Origin of the sequence: Methylotenera versatilis 301, assembly GCF_000093025.1 — a bacterium.
Taxonomy (GTDB): domain Bacteria; phylum Pseudomonadota; class Gammaproteobacteria; order Burkholderiales; family Methylophilaceae; genus Methylotenera; species Methylotenera versatilis.
The window spans coordinates 2,485,012-2,508,490 of sequence record NC_014207.1 but is presented as its reverse complement, the minus strand read 5'-3'; the positions used below and the strand labels follow the sequence as shown (position 1 = coordinate 2,508,490).

The following is a 23,479-nucleotide window of genomic DNA, read 5'->3' as shown; positions in this document are numbered from 1 at the left end:
ATATGGGTGATATTAACGTGGATAAAGAGCAATTAGTGCAAAATGATGGTCGCAAAGCCGATTCAAGTATCGGTAAGTTGTTGCTTGATTTAGGTAAGATAAAGCCAGAAGATGCTGAGCGCGTACTTCGATTGCAAAAAGCAGAGAATATCCGCTTTGGTGATGCTGCTCAAAAGCTTGGATTAATTACTGAGGCGGATATTAAGCAAGTACTGTCATTGCAATTTGATTACCCTTATCTTCAGCCTAATCAAGGTCAATTTAGTAAAGAGCTTGTTGCTGCTTACAAGCCCTTTTCTAAACAGGTAGAGGCGCTTAGAGCTTTAAGAAGTCAGTTAATACTTCGTTGGTTTAATGAAGGTTATAAGTCCTTAGCGATTGTCTCTGCTACCTCAGGTGATGGTTGCAGTAACTTAGCGGCAAACTTAGCCGTGGTGTTTTCTCAATTGGGTGAGCAGACCTTACTCGTTGATGCCAATTTAAGAGAGCCTGTTCAACATAAGATTTTTAACTTAAACGAATCTAGAGGACTTTCTGATATTTTAGTGGGTCGTGCAGGTCTTGAAGTTGTGAAGAAAGTAGATTCATTTGTAGATTTAACGGTGTTGGGCGCCGGTACGGTGCCACCAAACCCACAAGAGTTATTAAGCCGTTCAAACTTTGTCGAGTTTATGAAACAAGCAACCGCACATTATGATGTAGTGATTGTTGATACGGCGCCCGCCGTTGAGACCTCTGATGCGCAAACAGTCGCGAGTCGCTGTGAAGGTGCATTGCTAACATCAAGACTCAATCAAACGCGACTGTCAGATTTAACTAACATTCGCGATCAGTTAACGCTTGCTGGCGTTCAAATTGTTGGGGCTGTAGTTAACGACTTCTAAGAGTCTAAAATTAAGCGTGAAAATTTAGACAGTAATACAACCGTACTACATTTGGAAAATAGCTATTAACTACTCAGCTTCAAATTTAAGCAAAAATCATCTAATGCCGGTATTGCCGTTGCTGACAATACTGCTTGGTTTGTTAGTCGTTTATGTTCCCACATTTTATGACTTATTTCATGGTATTTGGAAAACAGATCAACAAGCGCATGGGCCAATTGTATTTGCAGTAGCGCTGTGGTTTTTTTACTATAAAGCTAAGCTACTAGTCAGCACTAGAATTCCTGTTATTCCTGCTCCAAGGCTAGGTTGGCCTGTTTTAGTGATTGGCTGCGTACTTTATGCCATTGGAAGATCTCAATCACTTTATATATTTGAGGTAGGTTCATTGGTGGTTGTATTACTCGCTTTAACACTCATTTTTTTTGGTACGGGTGTTGCTAAGCATTTTTGGTTTGCATTCTTTTTCTTGTGTTTTATGGTGCCGTTGCCACCCTCTGTTATTGATATTATTACGCAGCCAATGAAGATGGCAGTTTCTTATGCATCTGAGCACTTGCTGTATCAAATGGATTATCCGGTCGCTAGAAATGGGGTAATCATCTATATCGGACAGTATCAGCTGTTAGTTGCTGATGCATGCGCGGGTTTAAACTCATTATTTACTTTAGAGGCGTTAGGCTTACTCTATATGAACGTGATGAGACATGAGTCGCCCATGCGTAATGCCCTGCTTGCCACATTGATTGTACCGATATCTTTCGCATCTAACGTCACCAGAGTCATCGTACTCGCGCTGATCACATTTTATTGGGGTGATGAGGCAGGGCAAGGCTTCGCCCATCAATTTTCAGGCATGTTTCTATTTATGACGGCTTTAATGCTGATTATTGGTGTTGATAGCTTATTAAGATACATCTCAAGTAAATTAGAAAGGCGCTCAGTTGCAGCGCTTAAGGGCTGATGAGCATGATGAAAGTTTGCATGTTCATTTTTCCACAAATAACTCAAAGAAAAAGCGTGCTGGTCGCAGTGCTTCTGATTTCGGCGGCATTATTTGCCGTTAAATTAACGCCTACCATACATGTAGTTGATGCTACGCCAGATCTAGACACTATCATCCCAGTGGAATTTGGAGAGTGGAAACAGATAGCAGATCCGTTTACACAAGTTGGTTTGACTACTGGGGGTAATGATCTAGCTAGCCAACTCTATGACAAAATTGTGATGCGCACCTACGCCAATAATAGTGGCGATAGAGTCATGCTAGCCATTGCCTATGCTCGTGAACAAAAACAAGATATTAAGATTCATCGCCCCGAAGTTTGTTATGTCGCTCAAGGGTTTCAATTACTTAACAAAACCAATAACACAATTAACATGTCAGCGGCAAAGCCTATAAAAGCACTACGCTTGCTAGTAAGTAATCAAAACCGCTATGAAACAGTCAGCTATTGGGTAAGAATCGGTGATGATTACCCTGCAGGTGGCATGTCAGCGCGATTGAAAATATTACGCGATGGTTTAAAAGGTAAGGTTCTAGATGGTGTGTTAGTTCGAGCTTCAACTGCAATTAGCGATCCCGCCTCAGCTGTCACAGCCTATGAAAAGCAAGAAAACTTTCTTAGAGAGTTGTTATTAAGTCTGCCTAAAAGTCAGAAAACTATTTTAGCTGCGACATAATTAAAGTTATTCCAATTTTCTGCTTACAAAATACGGAATAATACTTTTCTAATTCAAACATTTTTTAATGGAATCAAAGTGAATTTATATTTCTATCGGGGTAAGCAACCTAACTTTGGTGATGAGCTTAATACCTGGATGTGGCCAAAGCTTATCGATGACGTCTGGGAAACAGATGACGATACAATATTTTTAGGAATTGGATCAATAATCTTCGATTTTTTTCCAAAAGATAAAAAGAAGGTAGTGTTCGGCGCAGGATATGGAGGATATACTAAACTACCAGAGTTGGATAACAATTGGAAATTTCACTTTGTAAGAGGCAAGTTAACAGCAAAATCTCTAGGTATAGATGAGAACTTAGGCATTGGTGATGCTGCAATATTATTGCGTTCATGTGTAAAACAAAAAGTAGATAAGCGATATAAAGTATCTTTTATGCCGCACTGGGAAAGTACATTTATTGGTAATTGGGAGCTTGCCTGTCAATTAGGATCAATACATTATATTGATCCGTGCGCACCTGTTGATGATGTGTTGGATCAAATACTTGCATCTGAACTTGTAATTACAGAGGCTATGCATGGTGCAATTGTTTCTGATGCGTTAAGAGTCCCTTGGATTCCAATACAGCCAATTAGTAACGCGCATTCCATGAAATGGTTTGATTGGGCTTCTGCATTAGATATTGACTTGAAACCAACTCAAATGGTTTGTTCATCTTTGTTAGAGTCAACTGTGTTATTTTTTGATGATAAAAGTCCAGTTATAGCCGATAAGTTTAGACGTAGAGGAACTCTCCTCTTGAATGTTGCACCTCAAATTTTTGCGCAAAGAGCTGCAGATAAGCTTTTAAATATTAGTAAAAACGTTATGCCTAGCCTTAGTTCAGATGTTCGTATTGAAAGCGCACATGATCAAATGCTAACTAAGTTGGATGAGTTAATAATAGACTTAGGGAAAGGTAAAGTGATTTACTAGTGCCATTGAAGGCTTCCACTATATATGCGTGTTGTAATAAATATGAAAATTTAAAATAGGTTGGAAAAATCATAAGATGGAAGGCGATTCAAAGTATGCGCATGTTAAAACAAGGCGAGCCTCTGCTGCTTTAATTGGTGCATTTTGGTCTGCAATCAATGCTGTAGTACCTGTATTGCTAAATAGCATAGTTTTTATTGTAAGTTCACGGTACTTATTACCTCATGATTTTGGAGTGATCGCATTAGCATTAAGCCTTGTGTCGTTTGCCAGTGCAATTGCACCTGCAGCGTTGGGTGAGGCATTAATACAGCAGTACAGTGTCAGAAGAAGTCATTTGGATACCGTGTTTTGGGTATGTTTATGTTCTGCTGCTATTATTTATGGTGTGTTGATTATTCTATCGCCAATATTAGCCTCCGCAGTAAATCAACCTGAGGTGACCAAATTTTTACCTTTATTGGGTTTGAAACTGATGTTTGATCTAGCTGCTGTAGTGCCAAATGCACTAGTAGCAAGAGCAATGTCATTTCACCTAATTGCACTTAGAACTGTAGTTGCTACATTAGTTTCCAGCATTCTTTGTATAAGCTTGCTTCTAAATGGCTATGGTATCTGGGCCTTAGCAATATCACAGCTAGCAACCTCTATAGCAAGCTGCATCGGAGTTTTTTGGGGTGCAAAATGGTGGCCCAGCTTTAGTTTTGGATTAAATGAACTTAAAGATCTACGGAAATATGGTTTTTTTGCATCAGCCAACAGATTTATCCAGTTTATGAATTTAGATCAAATTATAATTGGGTCACTCATAGGTGCAGCACCATTAGGTATATTTAACTTTGCAAAACGTTTATTCCAAATGTTAAATGATGTCATTGCTGGTGCACTTACTTCGGTCTCACATGCGTTATTGTCTTCATTGCAAAATGAAAGTGAAAAGGTACGTGATGCTTTTTTAATTACGACTTTTGCATCTTCAATCGTGTCATTTCCGGCTTTCATAGGACTGGCACTAGTGGTAGCTGACGTTATCCCACTAGTTTTTGGTGCTCAATGGATTGACGCAATTTCTCCTGCTAGATGGTTTTGTTTGATTGGACTCATGAGTTGTATTGGTATTATTCAAGCATCGCTCATTAACAGCCAAGGTAAAAGTAATTGGTGGTTTTATTATCAACTTTTTCGGCAAGTATTAACAATATCGACAGTCCTTATCCTCTTTAATAAAGGCGTTAATCTAATTGTGATGGTCATGGCATTGCAAACAGTGATATTTTGGCCTATTACCCTTGTGATGGTATCAAGAATTATCAATCTAAAAGTCACCACTTACTTTCGTCAGTTTTTAGAGCCATTTTTAGCTAGCGCAATCATGTCCATTGCAGTTTTGCTAATAGCTTATTGTATGCAAGAATATTCTCAGCAAATACGCTTGTTGGCCGAGGTGACTGTCGGCGGTCTTAGTTATTGCATCTCTATTTTTTATCTATCAAAAGATAAGTTATTGGGGGTAATAAAAAACGTTCTTGATAATAAAAAGAACCGACAGTTAAATGCATAAGTGTCATCGTTTCGAATTTCTGGATGGCTTAAGAGGTATTGCCGCTCTCGTGGTCGTGGTTTTTCATTTCACTGAGCAGTATGGACATACGGCATATTTTAGTTCTGCCCCATTAGCGGTTGATCTATTCTTTTGCCTAAGTGGCTTTGTTATTGCATGGTCTTATTGTCAGCGCTTGTTGGAGGGTATGAGTTATTTAGAGTATCTTAAAAGACGCATAATAAGATTGTATCCAATGTTTCTAATGGGGTTAAGTTTAGGTTTGATTTCGTATTTAGTAAAATTGTATTTTGGCAATACCCCTTATACTCCAACACAAATTATAGAATCGAATCTATTTAATATATTTTATTTGCCATATTTTGTTAATGCCGTGCCAGGAAGTATTAATGGGATATTCCTTACAAATCCACCTGCGTGGTCTTTGTTTTTTGAAGTTATTGCAAATGGTTTGTTTTTATTTACTATTAGATTGTCCAAAATAAAATTAATAGTATTTACAGCATTATTTGCGATTTTTTTTATGATTGAGGTGTATGTATTTAGAGATTGGGTAGGCTGGTCAACCGTTAATTTTGTTGGTGGTTTTCCACGCACAGGTTTCAATTTTATGTTTGGTGTGCTCATATATAAGTTTTATGATGATATAAATAGGCTTCCAGCTATCCACCCACTTTTAATAGTTTTTGCGCTGTTATTGATGTTTCTATTACCTTTTCATAAAAGTGTTGTTTATTGGCTTTTTTGCTCACTTTTTGTCGTGCCGTTGTTTGTTATTGCTGCGGTACTCGTTGATATTAAAACACCCTTTATAAAAAAATTAGTATTGTTTTTAGGTTGGATTTCTTATCCGCTTTATTGTTTGCACAACCCAATTCTTAACATATATAAAGGTTATACAACGACACCAGTTCATTTCTATCAGGAAATTGGCATAGTATTTGTTGTAACACTAACCGTAACGTATTTAATTGCTAAGTTCTATGATGACCCTATGAGGGCTTGGTTGAGTAGGACTAAGCCTGCCGGGACAAATGCTCTATAGTTTAATGATTCGAGTTCTTTTTTATAACTCACTTTTAAAGGTAACATGAATACTCTCATCACTTTTATTATTCCAGTACGCCATCAAGCTAATTCAAAAGATTGGGTTAAACTTAAGGCTAATTTAACTCAAACTATTGCCTCAGTTGCCTCACAAACTAATCCAAACTGGCGGGCAGTAATAGTCGCGAATGAAGGGGCAGATTTACCTTTAGCTCCAGAAGGTTTTGAAGTGGTTCGAGTGAGCTTCCCTCCTAATGAAATGTATGAGCAGCAAGGGCATGATAAGGAAGCTTTTTATGATGCAGTTCGTTTAGATAAGGGGCGGCGAGTAATCAAAGGCATGCTTCATGTTAGAGATACCACTTTTTATATGGTAGTTGATGACGACGATTTTGTGAGCAATCGCTTAGTAAATTATGTAGCACAAAACCAAAATGCCAATGGCTGGAAGATTAGTGAAGGCTATGTATGGGGTGATGGAGGTAAGTTACTCTATATTCATCGTGATTTTGCCAATTTCTGCGGGACTTCACTGATTATTCGATCTAGTCTTTATGACTTGCCTGGCAGTTTTGAAACTGCATCAAGTGAATATGTTAAAACCATGCTTGGTAGCCATGTAAAGATAGGTAAAATATTGGCTGATAAAGGAACTCCTCTGGCAAGTTTACCATTTCGAGGCGCAGTTTATCGCGTAGGGCATGCTGGTGCGCACAGTAAGTCACCCACATTGATTAAAATGTATTTACTAAATAGATCTATCATACTTAAGCCGTTTAAACTTCTTCGCAATTTAATGAGTATGCGCTTTGTAAGTTCAACCATAAGAAAAGATTATTTTGGATTATAGCTTCAAGCATAAATTTTTTCGCGAGGTTAAATTACGCTTAATAATAAGTTTAAACTTCAGTAGTAATCAATTTTAGATAAGTAAAATGCCCAAAATATCCATCATAATTCCTGTATACGGCGTAGAGAAGTACATTGAGCGATGTGCTGTGTCTATTTTTGAGCAAACAAATAAAGACTTTGAGATGGTATTTATTAATGATTGTAGTAAAGATAATAGTGAGGTAATTTTACTTGATGTCATTAGCCGCTACAAAGGTGCATCTATAGATGTAAGGATCATTCAGCACGAGGTAAATAAGGGTATTTCTGCTACTAGGGAAACTGGGTTAAATAAAGCTAAAGGTGAGTATATTCTTTACGTGGATTCTGATGATTACATTGCCCCAAATATGGTTGAATTGATGGTTGCGCGTGCTAATGATACTAATGCTGACATTATTTACTCAGATTATTATGATCTTAAAAATGGTGAGTTAATTTACCAAAACCAGTCTTTATCTGTGAGAGATCCTCTATTAATTACAGCTTCAATGCTCCGCAGTGAAATTGTATGGACGCCTTGGAATAAAATATTTAAAAAATCGTTAGCAACCGTCCACAATATTCATTGGCCAATCAATATTAACGTAGGTGAAGATCTGGTTGTAATGAGCAAGCTATTTGCAAATGCAAAAGAAATTGAATATGTAAATCAAGCTTTATATATTTATAATCGTGATAATGTTAACTCTTATATAAACTCATGGAGCGTTTCGTCTTGTCAACAAAGTATTAAAGCTGTGGAATCTGTAAATGCCTTTTTTAGCGATGAGTTTCCAAATGCGGATTTAATTAAATCATTAGATAAAGTTAAGTTAGCCTCTCGTTATCAAATGCTTTACACGTTTGATAAGAACTTGTACAAGTTAATACCAGATACATTCCCAGAAACGGATGACAAAATTTTCACTTTTGAAAATACATCTTTTTATTGGAAAGTCGCACTTTTCTTAGTCGTGAAAAAGAAAACCATACTTGCAACATCAATGACGAGGGCAATTTTTTTATTAAAAAAAACTCGGGCTTTTATACAATCATAAATTTTTATATGAATATTAGAAATGCAAATTAATAGCAATTTAAGCTGCGTGTTAAATTTAATTTGTAAGGAAAACTATGCAATTAACTAAAGATATTATTCTTGATAATCAAAAAAGCTTTGTGCTATTTGGCGGTATCAATGTACTTGAGGACGTAGAAAGCACGCTAAAGGCTTGCGAGCATTATGTTAATGTGACTAAAAAACTGGGTATCCCTTTAGTATTCAAGGCTTCATTCGATAAAGCTAATCGCTCTTCAATCAACTCGCATCGCGGTCCAGGTATGGAAGAGGGCTTAAAGATATTTCAGGCGGTTAAGGCTGAGTTTGGTGTGCCATTGATTACCGATGTGCATGAGCCATGGCAAGCTGCACCTGTGGCTGAAGTGATTGATATTCTACAGTTACCAGCATTTTTGGCACGTCAAACAGATCTCGTGGTTGCATTAGCAAAAACAGGTAAACCAATAAACGTGAAAAAACCACAGTTTTTAAGCCCGCATCAAATGCTTAATATCGTTGAGAAGTTTAAAGAAGCGGGTAATGACAAAGTAATTTTATGTGAGCGTGGCAGTGCATTTGGCTACGATAACTTAGTAGTAGATATGCTTGGTTTTGGCGTGATGAAAAAGGTCTGTCCAGGCACGCCAATCATATTTGATGTCACACATGCGCTGCAACAAAGAGAGGCGCTTGGTGCAGCGTCAGGCGGCAGGCGTGAGCAAGTGGTAGATTTAGCACGTGCAGGTATGGCGGTAGGCTTGGCTGGCTTATTTTTAGAGGCACATCCAAATCCTAAAGAAGCTAAATGTGATGGACCGAGTGCATTGCCTATTGATCAGCTAGAGGCATTTTTAACGCAAATTAAAGCGATTGATGATTTGGTAAAATCATTTCCACCGTTAAATATTGTTTAAAAAAATGACATGTGCCTTAATGGAGTTAACTCGTAGTGCACATAAGATGACCCCACACAGAGTTATGTTAAGGATATTTAAGTGACTAAATCTTCTGCACTATCAACAAAGTCGTTAATTATTCTTGCTTTACTGGGGTTATTTATAACGCTATTTATAGGCACTTTTGTCGCATTATTTGGCACTGCGGTAGGCGATAATTATGGAATTCTATTAGCCGTACCAGCTACTTTGATCATTGGATTTTTATTCTTCTTTGATCGCTATCTGCTGTTTTTTCTAATATTACTCTTTAGATCTGGTATTGATCAGTTGTTAGATGCCACCAGGTTAGGTAGCTTTGGCTTGGGTGCTGTATTAAACGCTCTAGTCATCATTATCGCTTTCATTGCCATTTTTGAGAGGCCGAATCCTGTACGAAAGGTGATAAAGCAAACTTGGCTGCCATTTTTATCCATTGCTTTTTTCACTTTGTTAATAACGCCAGAGCCATTAAATGCTGTCAAAAGCTTTTTATCTTTATTATCTTATGCTTCTATTTTTACGCTTGCAATTACGCTAATCAAGTCAGAAGAGGATTATGGTCGCTGGATGCGTGTAGTCTTTTTATCTTCTTTGATCCCAGTAGCGTATTCGTTTATAGACATATTGAATGGTGGGTTTCATTCTCAAGAGTCAGAGGGATTCCGCATCAATAGCACCTTCTCACATCCTAATATTTTTGCCTTTTATCTAGTGTTAATGATATCTCTTGGATTCTATTTTTATAAAGCTAAAGTAAGTTATTTTTCAGTATTTATACGTAAAACCTTGCCAGTTTATATTCTCATTATGCTTGGGTTATTGATTTTGACTAAGACGAGAAGCGCGTGGGCAGCATGCTTTGCATTTTTTACTATATATGCCTTAATTTATGAGCGTAAATATTTAATATATATTTTAATGGCGCCAATTGTTGGCTTTATGATTCCAGAAGTTAGAGATCGATTTATGGATCTTGCGCAGGGCAACGAAGTTGTTAACTACAGTAAGCTTAACTCTTATGCTTGGCGAAAGTTAATGTGGGAGTCTGGCTTAAATTTCATGGATATATCCCACTATTTTTTTGGTTATGGCTTGGAGGGGTTTCGGCACTATTCTGTAGATTTCTTCCCGATGTCCACGGGTTTTCAAATGAATGCACACAGCGTTTATGTTCAGTTGATTTTTGAAACGGGTGGTTTTGGATTGGCTGCTTTTATTTGGCTACACTTTAGAGTTGGACAGTTATTAGTACCGTTTTATAAGCAAAATAAACTTATGATATTCTCGGCCATAATGTTTTTATTGGAGTTTGCATTAGATGCTTACTCTGACAATATGCTCGCCTATCTCTCCTTTAATTGGTACTTATGGTTTGTGTTAGGGGCTGCGTATGCGGTAAATTACGCCAAACTTCAGCAGAGCGATGAAAATAAGGCGACAACTCAAGTTGCTAAGGCCTCATGAAGTTACTCATTACTGGAGCAAACGGTTTTATTGGTAAAAGCCTAGTTGCAGAGGCTCTATTGCATAGTTACCAAGTAGTTGCGTTGGTGCGTAAACAAGCGCCATTGGAGTGGGTTGATTTAAAGAATTTGGAAGTAATTATTTGTGATCTAGATGAAGATGAAATTCCAGATTTGAGTACCTTTTCGATTGATTGTGTAGTGCATCTTGCTGCATCTATGAATCCTAAATCAATAGATGCAAGCAATGATGTGTTGCTGGGTACAAAGAAGCTCATTGCCGAAATGCAACGATCAGGCATTAAGAAACTCATTGGCATGAGCAGCATTTCAGTGCTTGATTATGAGAGCACAAAGGCGCTAACAGTTATCAATGAAGAAACTAATATCTCACGCAATTACCAGAAAATGGGTCAGTACTCTGTATTGAAAACTCAGCAAGAAGATATTTACCGAGCTTTTGGTGCTAATGGTGTCAATCAGTGTGTGATTTTTCGACCGGGATTAGTTTATGATCGCAACACATTAAACGCAGCGCATGCGGGTATTATTAAATCAAAATTTCAGTTGTTGGTGAATCATCAAGGTAAAGTACCGCTTGTTAATTTAGAGTCAGTACTTAGTGCTATATTAAAATCAGCTAGTTTAGAAGTAAGTAAGGTTGAAACAGTACATTTATTAGATGACGATTTACCATCTCAAATGGAATACCTTTCAGCTTTGCGTAATAGAAAGAGCATCAAGACGGGCGGTATAGTTCTTGCTTGGTGGTTACTGTCGCCTTTAATTAAGATTATTTTTCCAGTTGCCAATATGCTTAATAAAACACGAGTTCTGCCAGATTTATTTTTCCCCCATGCTTTTGCTTCAAGAATGAAACCATTTTTCTTTTCAAATACAAAGGCAAAGCAGCTTTTAAATTGGCAACCAAAAAGCTTTCAATAATGATTTTAAACTCTCGACCGTATGGCAATGTCGGCAAATACATTTTGTAAATAAACTAAAAAACTATATGAAAATAGCTTATCTCACCAGTATCTACGCGCGTGCTAGTGATACTTTTATTCGCAATGAAGTCATCGAGCTCCGTGCCAGAGGGCATGAGGTGTTTACATTTTCAATACGTCGTGAGGCGAATGATAAGAATGTAAGTACTGAAGTAGCTGCAGAACAATCGACTACAGATTATATTTTAGAAAAAAGCCCATTAACGCTTATCCTTACTTTCTTTGCCGTTTTTTTTAAATCACCTTTTCAGATTTTAAGTGCTTTTAAGCTTGCATGGAAAACACGCGCACTAGGCTTACGTGGCGCTTTTTTGCAGTTAGCTTATTTAGTTGAAGCCGCCTATTTAGCACATCGCATGCAGGCAGTTGGTATTGAGATTGTGCATAACCATATCGCGGAAAACTCAGCTAACGTTGCAATGCTAAGCTCTGCAATGTCTGGCATACCTTACAGTATGACTGTTCACGGCCCAGGCATATTTTTTCATCCAAAGCATTGGGCGCTAGGTGAAAAAATTGCACGCTCAGCTTTTACTGCAACTATTACCAGCTTTTGTAAAAGTCAGTGTATGTTGTTTAGTGACGCTAATGTTTGGCATAAATTGCATATAGTGCGCTGTTCAGTAGGAAAGAGTTTTGATGTGTCTAATATTCAGCCAATTCCCGAAGCGCCTAGGTTAGTTTTTGTCGGTAGGTTATGTGCTGAAAAAGGCTTGCCTATTCTAGTTGAGGCTGTAGCGCAGCATGTAGAGGCTGGCGGAAAATGTGAGCTAGTATTGATTGGTGATGGGCCTCTAAGAAAAGAAATTGAGACAATTATTGAGCGCCGTAAATTACAAAGTGCAATTAAAATATTAGGCTGGAAAGGTAGCGTCGAGGTACGCGCTGAAATTGAGCGTTGCCGCGCATTAGTGCTGCCAAGTTTTGCAGAAGGTTTACCCGTAGTGATTATGGAAGCATTTGCATTAGGTAGGCCTGTCGTGACCACGCAAATTGCAGGTATTCCAGAACTAGTGATTGATCAAGTCAATGGTTGGTTAGTGCCGGCAGGCTCAGTAGAGAGGCTAGTACAGGCCTTAGGTCAGGTTACCATGGCTACCCCTAGTGCAATACAGCAAATGGGCGAGCGTGCATCAGTAAGGTTGCGCGAATTACATGACTTTAACACCGAAGTAGATAAGTTAGAGTCCTTGTTTAAGGCTGCCATTAAGTCATCATGATTTCATATTTAAAAGACTGTGTATCTGAAAGCCTGCAAGATTACCCATATTGCATTATTGGTAGCGGCGCAGCTGGTATTAGTTTAGCCATAGCACTCATACGCAAAGGGCATCGCGTTTTATTGATAGATAGCGGCGATTGGCACGAAGATGCAGCTTTGGATGATGCCTATACGGGGCATGCAGATGCGCCACACCCAGCCACTACAGAATATCGCCGTCAAAGGTTTGGTGGTACTACTCACCTTTGGGGTGGGCGCTGCGTACCCTTAGATGCAATAGATATAAATGTACGAGCTCATGTGCCTAATAGTGGTTGGCCAATTGAGTTACAAGAGATTGAGGATTATTACCCTGAGGCAATGAGTTATTGCGATGCTGGTGTCGCAGACTTTACGATCAACGCACTGGCTGGCAATGCTGCACCGATGTTTGACGAATTGCCAAACTTACAGCCCCATTTACAAGAAAGAATTGAGCGTTATAGCTTACCCACTGATTTCTCAAAAAAATATAAAAATGAATTAAGTAGTTCAAAGCTGGCACAAGTGTTACTTAGAGCGCGTTGCACAAAATTAAATTTGACTGACCAAGATAACAGGGTGACTTCAATTGAAGTCACTGACGGCTTACACAAACTCACTATAAATGCGGCGAACTTTATATTGTGCGGTGGCGGCATTGAGACGACACGATTACTGCTTTCTACTAGAGCGCATGCACCAAATTGGGCTAGATTTGATCCAGCACTTGGTAAATTTTATGGATGTCACTACGACTTAATATTTGGTGATTTAAGTTTCAGCGGCAAGAAGCCATTTTTTGATTTTAAAAAAACGAAAGATGGTGTTTATGCGCGGCGCAAATTGCAGTTCTCGCAAGCTTTTCAGGCCGAACATGGTCTGTTAAATTCAGTTTTTCGTTTACATTTTCCAGCTTATGCAGATGCTGGACACGGCAGTGGGGTACTCTCAACAATTTATCTTGCAAAGTCGATATTGGCATCAGAGCATCAGTCTATTTTAAACCATGGTGCAAGTAGTGGTAACAAGATCAATAACAGCAGTTTGGCACACATTAAAAATGTGGCGACAGATATTGGCTCAGTATTTAGCTTTGGCTATGACTATATATTCAAAATGAAGCTGGCTGAGCGCAGGTTGCCGTATACACTTGTTCCTAATAGAAATGGAAGCTATCCGCTTGAATTTAACAGTGAGCAAGTGCCAGATGCCAGTAATAAAATTACTTTGCTTGACCAGGTAGATGCGCAGGGAATGCCTCGTGTTTCTGTGCATTGGAAGTTAACAGAAACGGATATTGCATCAGGTGTAGAGTCTTTTATACAGCTTCAGCGACTTTTAGCTACGACACAAGCATGTAAGTTGGCTTTTGATTATGGTGAGCTAAAAGAGAGAATTTCTGGCGCTTTACCCGTTGGTGGACATCATATAGGTACGACCAAAATGGGCAGCTCAGCACAAAATAGTGTGGTGGATAAGAACTGTCAATTACATGGGGTAGCGAATTTATTCGTGGCGAGTGCTTCCGTATTTCCAACAAATAGCCATGCCAATCCAACGCTTACCATCATTGCATTAGCTTTGAGGTTGGCTAACTACTTAGATAGAACGATGGTAGCGCGTTAATTAACTCTAAAAATAAAAAAACATCCAAATGACAGTAAACTTAAATCAACAACATGCAGACAAACAATTAAGCCATCCTAAATATCGCCCAGATATTGATGGCTTGAGAGCGATAGCGGTGCTATCAGTCGTTATATTTCACGCGTTTCCTACTTGGGTTAAAGGTGGCTTCGTAGGCGTTGATATTTTCTTTGTAATCTCTGGTTTTTTGATTTCAACAATCATTTTTGAAAATCTATCCAAAGACAGCTTTAGTTTTTTTGAGTTTTATAGCCGTCGTGTTAAACGCATATATCCCGTATTGCTGGTAGTTTTAAGTGTATGTTTTTTGTTTGGCTGGTTTGCCCTGCTTGCAGATGAGTTTAAGATACTTGGGAAACATCTTGCTGCTGGAGCAGGGTTTGTGTCTAATTTGGTGTTATGGAGCGAGAGTGGATACTTTGATAATGCTGCAGATACAAAGCCTTTATTACATTTATGGTCCCTAGGTGTAGAAGAACAGTTTTATATTATTTGGCCATTACTAGCTTGGTTTGCTTGGAAGAAAAAATTTAATTTTTTATGGGTTAGCTTTTCTATATTGTTGGTTTCATTTTTGCTGAATATAGTGCAAGTTCATTCCAATGCAACAGCTACGTTTTATTCTCCACAAACACGTTTTTGGGAATTACTCATAGGCTCATCGCTAGCTTATGTAAAATTATTTAAATCAGATTTATTAGATAATTTACCACCAAATGCTAAAAATTTATCTTCCGTAATTGGCTTAACACTCATTGGCTTAGCCGTTACAACCATCACTAAAGAGAGCGCTTTCCCAGGCTGGTGGGCATTAATGCCTACCGTAGGAACGGCCCTTATTATTGCTGCAGGCATGGGGGCATGGGTAAATCAAAAAGTTTTATCCAATAAAATTTTAGTTTGGGTTGGGTTAATTAGCTTCCCACTTTATTTGTGGCATTGGCCGCTGCTTTCTTTTGAGCATATTTTAATCAGTGAACTACCTACGCCTAAGGTTAGGATTATTGCAATATTGGCTGCATTTGTATTGGCTTGGCTATCTTATCAATTCGTAGAAAAACCACTACGCTTTAGAAAAGATAAAAAAGTTACCATTATTTTATTTTCCCTGATGATTGCAGTGGGTCTAGTTGGATATGTCACATATCTCAAAGATGGGCTAAAGTCACGCGAAGTAGCAAACCTTCAAGTGGTTAATCAAGGTGATGTAGGGCACGATGAGTTTCGTGAATATTACCAAGCGCATTTTAAATTATGTACCCCTTTAGCTATTCGCAAGGAGGCGCTTCCTTGGAAAGATACTGTTAGATGTTTTCAGTCTAAAGAAGGACAAATTGACACTGTGATTATAGGCGACAGTCATGCGGAGCATCTGTTTTTAGGGCTTGCTGAGGAGTTAAAAAACAAAAATGTAGGCTATTACATTAAAAGTGGGTTGCCAATTATTAGTAATAAAGAGTTTAGTGCTATTTTTAATGAGGTTGCCAATAATCAAAAAATTACTACAGTGATTATGTCTTCGTATTGGTCACAAAGACTGAAAGAAGTCCCAACTGATAGTAGTTTCAAGAATGAGTTACAAAAAACCATCAATATGCTAAATAAACATAATAAAAATATTTACATTTTAGATGACACTCCAAATTTCTCTTTTAGTCCTAAAAATTGCAAGTTTTCTGGCAGCTATCTTAGATGGCATACCTGTGAAGATGAAGCTACATTTTTTGGTAAACAAAAAGCTCGATATATTCATACGCTTGATGACATTGAGAAAGTTAATCTGAATGTGAAAATATTGCGAACTACTCAGCTATTTTGCGATGAGAATTTTTGCTACATGGCAAAAAATGGGGAGTTGCTATATAGGGATCCTAATCATTTGAGCATTAATGGCTCAAGATTTGTAGCAAAAAATATTATTTTAAGTAATAGTAACTTGAGTCAATAGTTTGGGTATAAAGGGCATATTGATTTTACTTGGGAAAATTATAAATGCGACAGTTAGCTGAATAGAGAGTAAATTAAGCAATGACAACAACTTTACAACAACCCACTAAAATTCATGAACTAGAGAGTATTAGAGGTATCGCAGCATTGTTAATAGTAGTGCATCATATTCCAAGCTGGAATGCATTATTTTACGATATTACGATTATTAAAAATGCTAGTTTAATGGTTGAGCTCTTCTTTGTTCTTTCAGGGTTTGTTATTTTTAAAGCTTATTCAGAAAAAATAAAAACCGGGAAAGATTTAATTAAATTTCAGTTCTTAAGGTTTGGTCGACTTTATCCTGTGCATATAATATTTTTGTTTGCCTTGGTCTTGGTTGAAATTCTTAGATATGTTGCAGTCAATAAATTAGGAATTAACAGTCCCAATCGTATTCCATTTGAGGAAAACAATTGGTCTGCGTTTTTTAAGCAAATTTTTTTGGTGCAAGCATTTTGGTCAAATAAAGAAGCAATTACGTTTAATGGTCCAGCATGGTCAATTAGTGCGGAGTTTTATACATATTTCATATTTGGTTTAATTGTTCTGTATTTAAATAAGATTAAATTATTCGTTTTTTACTCAAGCGCTTTCTTATTTCTTGTGCTTCTAGTAACGATAGTGCCAATTGATCATAATTTTTTTGTAAGATGTCTAGCAGGATTTTTTATAGGCTGCTGTACAGCAAGTATTTCAGAAAAAATTAATTTTAGAGTCCATTCCTCCCTTATATCAATTCCGCTTGCTGGTATATTGCTTTTTCTACAATTTAAGCCAGCGAATCCGCACTATGATGTAACCATTTATTTTCTGACGTCTTTATTGATACTTTCTATTGTTCTATCAGACGGGGGAATTATAAAGCGTGTCTTAAATTTAAGATTGCTCACTTGGTTAGGGGCAATATCATTTTCGGTTTACATGTCGCACTCAGCTCTTTTGTGGGTGGTAAATCAAACCTATAGAACAGTTTTAAAGCCTCATGAAGCAGTTATCGATGGGATTTCAACGCCACAGTTGTCTGTGATTGGGGCGGCACTTGCTTATATGATTTTTATAGGTCTAGTTTTATTAGTAAGTAATTATATTTATAAAAATGTAGAAGGACCTTTTAGAGAGGTATCTCGCAAGTTAGTTAATAAACCGAATGCTACCGTACGTTAAAGATCTACCTGATTTTGTGCGTATTGAATAGGGATTCCAAATGAACACTAAGATGAGAGTTATATCTGTTGGTAAGTGTTTATTTGCTTGTCTATTGATAACTTATCCAACTGTAAATGTTTATGCTGAGGTAAGCTCAGCCGTAATCAATAAATTTGGTCGGTATGAACAACCTTTTTCTGCAGACTCATTATGGAATAGTAGGCCAGTTGAGCCATCATTTGCTAGTGATGAGATTCCTAAATCGTTGTATTTCCCAGCTGTGCAAGAAGGTGAGTTCTCAACTGGATTTTTTTTAGCAAAACCAACTGACCCCCCAATGGTGATTAAGGGGCGTACAGGTAAGGCCGGTTTGTGGGATGTTGATGCTGAAAGTTTCCGTTCAGATATTACTATCCCTCACTGGCCATCAAATGTTGTTCCAGCTGCCGGTGGTGATGGCCATGCTGATGTTGTGGATCCAGTAAATCGGGTTATACATTCATTTTATCAATTAAAAAGTATTGGAGGGCAATGGACAGCTACGCAGTATGCTTGGACGCCTCTTAACGGGCGAGGGTGGGGTAATCCTGCACATTATTTTCAGGGTGCAAGAGCAACTGGAGTACCTGCTGGCGCTGGCGTAATAAGAAAGCACGAAGTAAATGATGGCGATACAATGTATAGGCACGCACTTGCAATGTCATTAACTAATAATGGTTTGGCAGCAAATCCCGCATATATCTATCCTGCAACTTCAGCAGATGGCTTTGCAGCTAAAGATAATTATGGGAAAGTACCAGAAGGCGCCTTGTTAATGCTACCAAGTACATTTAATTTAGATAAGCTAAAAACGCCAGAGTTGAAAAAAATTGCAGCTACTTTAAAAACTTATGGTGCATATGTTGTTGATGCTAATTACGGTACACCTTTTGTGATTTATGTTGAAAATGGATCAGGATTTAATTTACATAAAGCAGTCTGGAATAATATTGCTAAAGTAGAGCTTGACATGATTCGTCAAAGTTTGCGGCAAGTCATTTCAGCTAAAGGTTGGGTGGATGGAAATAGCAAGGCTTTTATACCTCCGAAGAATTTCAATTTGCTTTCAATGCGCGGTCAATGGCAATTAAAATCAGAAGGGCCTATGGGCGTGTTTGATACCTTGCAGCAGGCTGTGGTGTTTAATAAGACTAATGCCTCAGTTATTCAAGTGAATAGCTCTGGTCGAGGGCTTAGTCATACTAGCTGGGCACTTCCACAGCAAGGTAAGAGCTATAGTTTACGTGCAGTTACTAGCGGAGGTGGTAAATTGCGCTTTCAAATATTTGATAAGACACTCAAGAAACTTACTTTTGACTCGAACGAATTGAGTGATGGTCAAATTATTACCTTTGAATGGCCATCACAAGATTTTCAGCCCATTGTGACAGCAATCAGTGGTGTCGGTAAATCATCTAGTGTGAGTGCTACACTGAGTGAAATTGTAAAGTAATATGAGTTACGCTTCTACGAAACTGATTTATAGCACGCGTCGTTATACAATATCTTAATTTAAGCAAATGAATATTCATGCTAAATAATACTACTGTTTATATTGCGGGCTACCCTGTTCGAGAAACCACGCAAAATGGATTGGTCAACAGTATATTTAGCCGCATTTCAGCATCAAAAAAGAGCGTACTTTTTTTTGCGAATACTAATTTTATTGTTAATTGTAGATTGCTGGCAGAGCGTTTTTATATAGATGATGTTGTGATTGTAAATGATGGTCTGGGCATGGACATTGCTTCCATATTAATGCACGGACGGAAATTTAAAGCTAATTTGAATGGTACGGATTTTATGCCGTATTTCTTTTCGGAGTCCCAGAAAAAGTTACGTGTATTTTTGCTCGGCGGCAGTCCTACAGCTATCAATGGCGCTGCTTGTTATTTAGAGCAAAAATTAGGGCATGTCGTGGTAGGAACTTGTGATGGCTATGATGGCATAAAAAATGCCAGCAATTTAGTTGATATTATCAATGCTGCTTCTACAGATGTCGTATTAGTTGCGCTGGGTAATGCGCAGCAAGAAGAGTGGATTTTGGATAACTATCAGCAAATTAATGCAAATTTCTTTGCAGGAGTAGGCGGGTTGTTCGACTTTTGGAGTGGAGATAAACCACGTGCACCAAAATGGTTGCAAAATATCCGTATGGAGTGGTTCTATCGATTATGCATAGAGCCGAAGCGGCTTTATAAGCGTTACACATTAGATGTGTTAAGGTTTTTGGTGAGTTGTATTCAATATAGAAAACAAGGTGTTAAATAATGTCGATAGTCGTTAATTATTTTCCATGTTTTGATTATTTGGGGTGTAAATGAAAATTTTGGTAGTTGGCGGTGCTGGGTACATAGGCTCGCACATGGTGAAAATGTTACTAGATGAAGGGCATAAGGTTGTCACGTTCGATAACTTGTCGTCTGGATTTCGAGATGCCGTATTAGGTGGTGATTTTGTAGAGGGTGATTTGGCCAATACAGCTATGTTAGATGATGTTTTTACAAAATATAAGCCAGAAGCTGTGATGCACTTTGCATCTTACATTCAAGTGGGCGAGTCTGTGCAGCACCCCGCAAAGTATTACTTTAATAACTTTACCAACACTCTGAATTTGCTTAATACCATGGTGAAGCATCAAGTGAATAGCTTCATATTTTCATCTACCGCGGCAGTATTTGGTGAGCCAGAATATGTACCGATAGACGAAGCACATCCTAAGGCACCACTTAATCCTTACGGGCGGTCTAAGCTAATGGTAGAGCAAATATTGGCCGATTATGAACATGCTTATGGTTTGAAGTCAGTGTGTTTACGTTATTTTAATGCAGCTGGCGCTGATCCGGGCGCATTGCTAGGTGAGCGCCATGAACCTGAAACGCATTTAATCCCATTGGTACTTCAGGCAATTTCGGGTAGGCGCTCTCATATTAGTGTATTTGGTCGAGACTATGACACGCCAGATGGTACGTGTATTCGCGACTATATTCATATTGTCGACTTATGCTCAGCGCATTTATTAGCGCTGACTCAATTGGTGAAAGATGGCGTTAGTCAGCGCTTTAATCTTGGGAATGGCGCAGGTTTTTCTGTGCAGGAAGTAATTTCAGTAGCTGAGCAGGTGACTGGTAAAAAGGTCAATGTGATAGATGCGCCAAGACGTGCTGGAGATCCTGCACGATTAGTAGCGGATGCAACATTAGCTAAAAATACATTAGGCTGGTCTCCAGTTTATACCGATTTAGCCACAATCATTGCACATGCATGGGCTTGGGAAACAAAGTAATAGGGACATGAAATGATAATGAAACGTAAAATATTAATTTATGGAGTGCTTAAGTAGGATGCCTAATATTCTTACACTTATTTTTTGTTTTATCGTAGTTATTATTTCGATTCCCGTTGTCACTTTCTTTGTGCAAATCTTCATGTCGTTGTTGCCTTTAAGTAACAAAAGCGAGAACGTAAAACGCACTTCATCAACAACAATATTGATTCCTGCACATAATGAATCTACAGGTATTACTCAAACTTTACGGAATATTAAGGCGCAATTAACAGCTGATGTTAAGGTACTAGTGGTGGCTGATAACTGTAACGATGATACGGCTACTGTGGCTAGAAGCCATGGTGTTGAGGTGATTGAGCGGTTTCATGAGACTAAGCGTGGTAAAGGTTTTGCACTTGATTTTGGTATTCAACATTTAGCTAAAAATCCGCCAGATATTGTGTTGATCCTAGATGCAGATTGCCTACTGGGTGAGAATGCAATTTCAACCTTAGTGAATGAAGCAATGCAGTATAAACGTCCTATACAAGGCTTATATTTAATGCATGCTAAGGCGGACTCACCGCTGAAGATAAAGATTGCAGCGTTTGCTTGGGCGGTAAAGAACTGGGCTAGACCATTGGGGTTTCATCGGCTATGCTTACCTTGTCAGTTGATGGGTTCAGGAATGGCATTCCCTTGGCAGGTGATTAGCCAGGTTAATTTAGCAAGTGGACATATTGTAGAAGATATGAAGCTGGGTGTGGATTTAGCTAAGTTAAAGCTTGCTCCAAGATTTTGCCCTGCTGCGCTCATTACGAGTGAGTTTCCTAGCAGTGCCGAGGGTATTAAAACCCAGCGTACGCGTTGGGAGCACGGTCACATTGGCATGATCGTTAAAGAAGGCTTGCCTTTAATAATGCAAAGTATTCAACAGGCTAACTTAAATATGCTGGCTCTAGCGCTTGATATGTGTGTGCCGCCACTTGCCTTGTTAGTATTGATTATTTCTACGCTAAGTGCGGTTTGCATGTTTATAGTGATACTGACTCAGCAACTGATGCCATGGTCTTGGATATTTTTAGATTTACTATTAGTTGCGACGGCGGTGATATTGGCATGGTATAAATTTGGTCGTCATATCGTCAAATTTTCAGAGTTATTAATGGTTCCGCTTTATGTCCTTGCAAAAGTCCCGCTCTATATCAAATTTGTGTTTAAACGCCAATCTGAATGGGTGCGCTCTAAGCGCGATCATTAATAAAGCATCTGAGAGATTTAAAAATTATGGCAAATATTGTTGCAAAGAAAATTAGTATATTCGGTATCACGATTAATCCGCTCACGATGAATGAGGCAGTCGATTATGTGAGTACATGGATAAAGTTTGCAGAAAGCAACTGTAAATTCATAGTGACGCCGAATGTAAACTGTGTGGTGCAGTTAAGTAAGAATCAAGCTTATCGAGATGCTTTTGAAAATGCATCAATGGTCGTGGCAGATGGTAAGCCTGTGGTATGGACTGCAAGATTAATGGGTGAAAGCATACCTGGGACAGTTACTGGCAGTGACTTAGTGCCAGCAATCTTCCAGCACTTTCACGATAGAGCCGACGCTGAGCTCAAAGTTTTTCTACTTGGTGCTATGCCAGGAGTGGCTGAAATTGCTGCTAGTAATATTGAACGTACATACCAACACGTTAAAGTCACTGGTTTATATAGCCCGCCGTTTGGTTTCGAAAAAGATGCCGTTGAGTGTGAGCGAATTTGTGAGTTGATTAAAGACTCTGGCGCAGACTTTTTACTCATAGGTCTCGGTGCGCCAAAACAAGCAACATGGGTTAATCAGTATGCCAGTCGTTTACCTGTGAAAGTGGCAATATGTGCAGGCGCAACGATAGACTTTTTAGCCGGTAATAAACCACGTGCACCTAAATGGATGACTAACATCGGCATTGAGTGGTTTTACCGCATGATGACGGAGCCTAGGCGTTTGGCCAAGCGCTACGCAGGTGATGCCTTGGTATTTCCAGGATTAGTTTGGAAAGAGTGGACGAGTCGCCATTAGCTTAAATTGAAGGCAACTTAACTTCACTGAGTGACGTTAAAGTTTTAATTTTCAGTTCCTTGGCCTGCATTTGCTCTATTTCAGTAATGGCTCGGTCTATACTATTGCTGATAAATAAATTCAAATTCCCCACTCCTGCAGCAATGGCCGCCTCTAAATCAGAGATGTTGTCGCCAACCATCACAGAAGCTTGCATATCAATATTAAATGCAGCCTGCGCTTTTAAAAACATGCCAGGCGCGGGCTTTCGGCAATCACACTCAATATGATATTCACCTAAGCCGTGCACTGGGTGGTGTGGGCAAAAGTAAATTTCATCAATATGTGCTTGATTGCGGCTGAACTCACTTTTCATCCAAGCACTGAAATCTAGAAATTGTGCTTCAGTATAGTAGCCACGTGCAATTCCAGCTTGGTTGGTGACAACAATCACTTGATAGCCTAGCGAATTTGCCCGTTTTACTAAGTCGAAAATACCTTCTACGAACTCGCATTCTGCGGCTTGATGTACGTAGCCTTTATCTATGTTTATTACGCCATCTCTGTCTAGAAACAGCGCGGGTGTGAGTGTCATGAATGTTCG

21 protein-coding genes are annotated in these 23,479 nt (G+C 38.6%); 20 read left to right on the top strand and 1 reads right to left on the bottom strand.

The genetic code is table 11. From position 1 onward, the window contains the following. Positions 1-2: 2 nt before the first annotated feature. The 20 genes from epsG to M301_RS11350 all read left to right on the top strand — a co-directional run bounded on the left by epsG (position 3) and on the right by M301_RS11350 (position 22,896). Complete coding sequence (gene epsG / locus M301_RS11445; protein ID WP_013148944.1) at positions 3-884, top strand: chain length determinant protein tyrosine kinase EpsG; 882 nt, start codon at positions 3-5, stop codon at positions 882-884. Positions 885-987: 103 nt separating this feature from the next. Beyond that, positions 988-1,848, top strand: a complete 861-nt coding sequence (gene xrtB / locus M301_RS11440; protein WP_013148943.1) for an exosortase B — start codon at positions 988-990, stop codon at positions 1,846-1,848. Positions 1,849-1,868: 20 nt separating this feature from the next. After that, on the top strand, positions 1,869-2,567 hold the full coding sequence (gene epsI, locus M301_RS11435) for an exosortase-associated protein EpsI, B-type (protein ID WP_190274925.1): 699 nt from the start codon (positions 1,869-1,871) through the stop codon (positions 2,565-2,567). Between the two features lie 78 nt (positions 2,568-2,645). Then, the gene (locus M301_RS11430) at positions 2,646-3,548 is read left to right on the top strand and encodes a polysaccharide pyruvyl transferase family protein (protein WP_013148941.1); all 903 of its coding nucleotides are present in this window, start codon (positions 2,646-2,648) and stop codon (positions 3,546-3,548) included. Between the two features lie 76 nt (positions 3,549-3,624). Beyond that, positions 3,625-5,109: a lipopolysaccharide biosynthesis protein gene (locus M301_RS11425; RefSeq protein ID WP_013148940.1), complete on the top strand. Its 1,485-nt coding sequence runs from the start codon at positions 3,625-3,627 to the stop codon at positions 5,107-5,109. After that, positions 5,102-6,154, top strand: coding sequence for an acyltransferase family protein (locus M301_RS11420; RefSeq protein WP_013148939.1), 1,053 nt, complete (start codon positions 5,102-5,104; stop codon positions 6,152-6,154). The genes M301_RS11425 and M301_RS11420 overlap by 8 nt, the downstream gene beginning before the upstream one ends. A gap of 45 nt (positions 6,155-6,199) precedes the next feature. Beyond that, positions 6,200-7,006, top strand: coding sequence for a galactosyl transferase (locus M301_RS11415; RefSeq protein ID WP_013148938.1), 807 nt, complete (start codon positions 6,200-6,202; stop codon positions 7,004-7,006). An 85-nt stretch (positions 7,007-7,091) separates the two neighbouring features. Beyond that, a complete protein-coding gene (locus M301_RS11410; protein WP_013148937.1) occupies positions 7,092-8,087 on the top strand; it encodes a glycosyltransferase family 2 protein in 996 nt (331 codons plus the stop codon). Between the two features lie 76 nt (positions 8,088-8,163). Beyond that, positions 8,164-9,003, top strand: coding sequence for a 3-deoxy-8-phosphooctulonate synthase (kdsA, locus tag M301_RS11405; protein ID WP_013148936.1), 840 nt, complete (start codon positions 8,164-8,166; stop codon positions 9,001-9,003). Positions 9,004-9,084: 81 nt separating this feature from the next. Next, a complete protein-coding gene (locus M301_RS11400) occupies positions 9,085-10,491 on the top strand; it encodes an O-antigen ligase family protein (protein ID WP_013148935.1) in 1,407 nt (468 codons plus the stop codon). Next, a complete protein-coding gene (locus M301_RS11395) occupies positions 10,488-11,435 on the top strand; it encodes an NAD-dependent epimerase/dehydratase family protein (RefSeq protein ID WP_013148934.1) in 948 nt (315 codons plus the stop codon). The genes M301_RS11400 and M301_RS11395 overlap by 4 nt, the downstream gene beginning before the upstream one ends. A 67-nt stretch (positions 11,436-11,502) precedes the next feature. Next, positions 11,503-12,717, top strand: a complete 1,215-nt coding sequence (locus M301_RS11390) for a glycosyltransferase (protein WP_013148933.1) — start codon at positions 11,503-11,505, stop codon at positions 12,715-12,717. Next, positions 12,714-14,366 carry a GMC oxidoreductase gene (locus M301_RS11385; RefSeq protein ID WP_013148932.1) on the top strand — a complete coding sequence of 551 codons (1,653 nt, stop codon included), beginning with the start codon at positions 12,714-12,716 and terminating at the stop codon, positions 14,364-14,366. Before M301_RS11390 ends, M301_RS11385 begins: the two co-directional genes overlap by 4 nt. 28 nt (positions 14,367-14,394) lie before the next feature. Continuing rightward, positions 14,395-16,335 carry an acyltransferase family protein gene (locus M301_RS11380; RefSeq protein WP_013148931.1) on the top strand — a complete coding sequence of 647 codons (1,941 nt, stop codon included), beginning with the start codon at positions 14,395-14,397 and terminating at the stop codon, positions 16,333-16,335. Positions 16,336-16,415: 80 nt separating this feature from the next. Then, positions 16,416-17,540, top strand: a complete 1,125-nt coding sequence (locus tag M301_RS11375) for an acyltransferase family protein (protein ID WP_013148930.1) — start codon at positions 16,416-16,418, stop codon at positions 17,538-17,540. A gap of 40 nt (positions 17,541-17,580) precedes the next feature. Then, entirely contained in the window at positions 17,581-19,014 is a 1,434-nt protein-coding gene (locus M301_RS11370; protein WP_013148929.1) for a hypothetical protein, read from the top strand. A gap of 77 nt (positions 19,015-19,091) precedes the next feature. Beyond that, positions 19,092-19,832 carry a WecB/TagA/CpsF family glycosyltransferase gene (locus M301_RS11365; RefSeq protein WP_013148928.1) on the top strand — a complete coding sequence of 247 codons (741 nt, stop codon included), beginning with the start codon at positions 19,092-19,094 and terminating at the stop codon, positions 19,830-19,832. Positions 19,833-19,881: 49 nt separating this feature from the next. Continuing rightward, a complete protein-coding gene (gene galE, locus M301_RS11360; RefSeq protein WP_013148927.1) occupies positions 19,882-20,847 on the top strand; it encodes a UDP-glucose 4-epimerase GalE in 966 nt (321 codons plus the stop codon). Between the two features lie 142 nt (positions 20,848-20,989). Then, entirely contained in the window at positions 20,990-22,090 is a 1,101-nt protein-coding gene (locus tag M301_RS11355; protein ID WP_238524639.1) for a glycosyltransferase family 2 protein, read from the top strand. Between the two features lie 26 nt (positions 22,091-22,116). After that, positions 22,117-22,896 carry a WecB/TagA/CpsF family glycosyltransferase gene (locus M301_RS11350; RefSeq protein WP_013148925.1) on the top strand — a complete coding sequence of 260 codons (780 nt, stop codon included), beginning with the start codon at positions 22,117-22,119 and terminating at the stop codon, positions 22,894-22,896. Between the two features lies 1 nt (position 22,897). Here the strand turns inward: M301_RS11350 and gmhB are convergent, their stop codons facing one another. After that, positions 22,898-23,470, bottom strand: coding sequence for a D-glycero-beta-D-manno-heptose 1,7-bisphosphate 7-phosphatase (gene gmhB, locus M301_RS11345; RefSeq protein ID WP_013148924.1), 573 nt, complete (start codon positions 23,468-23,470; stop codon positions 22,898-22,900). Between the last annotated feature and the right edge of the window lie 9 nt (positions 23,471-23,479).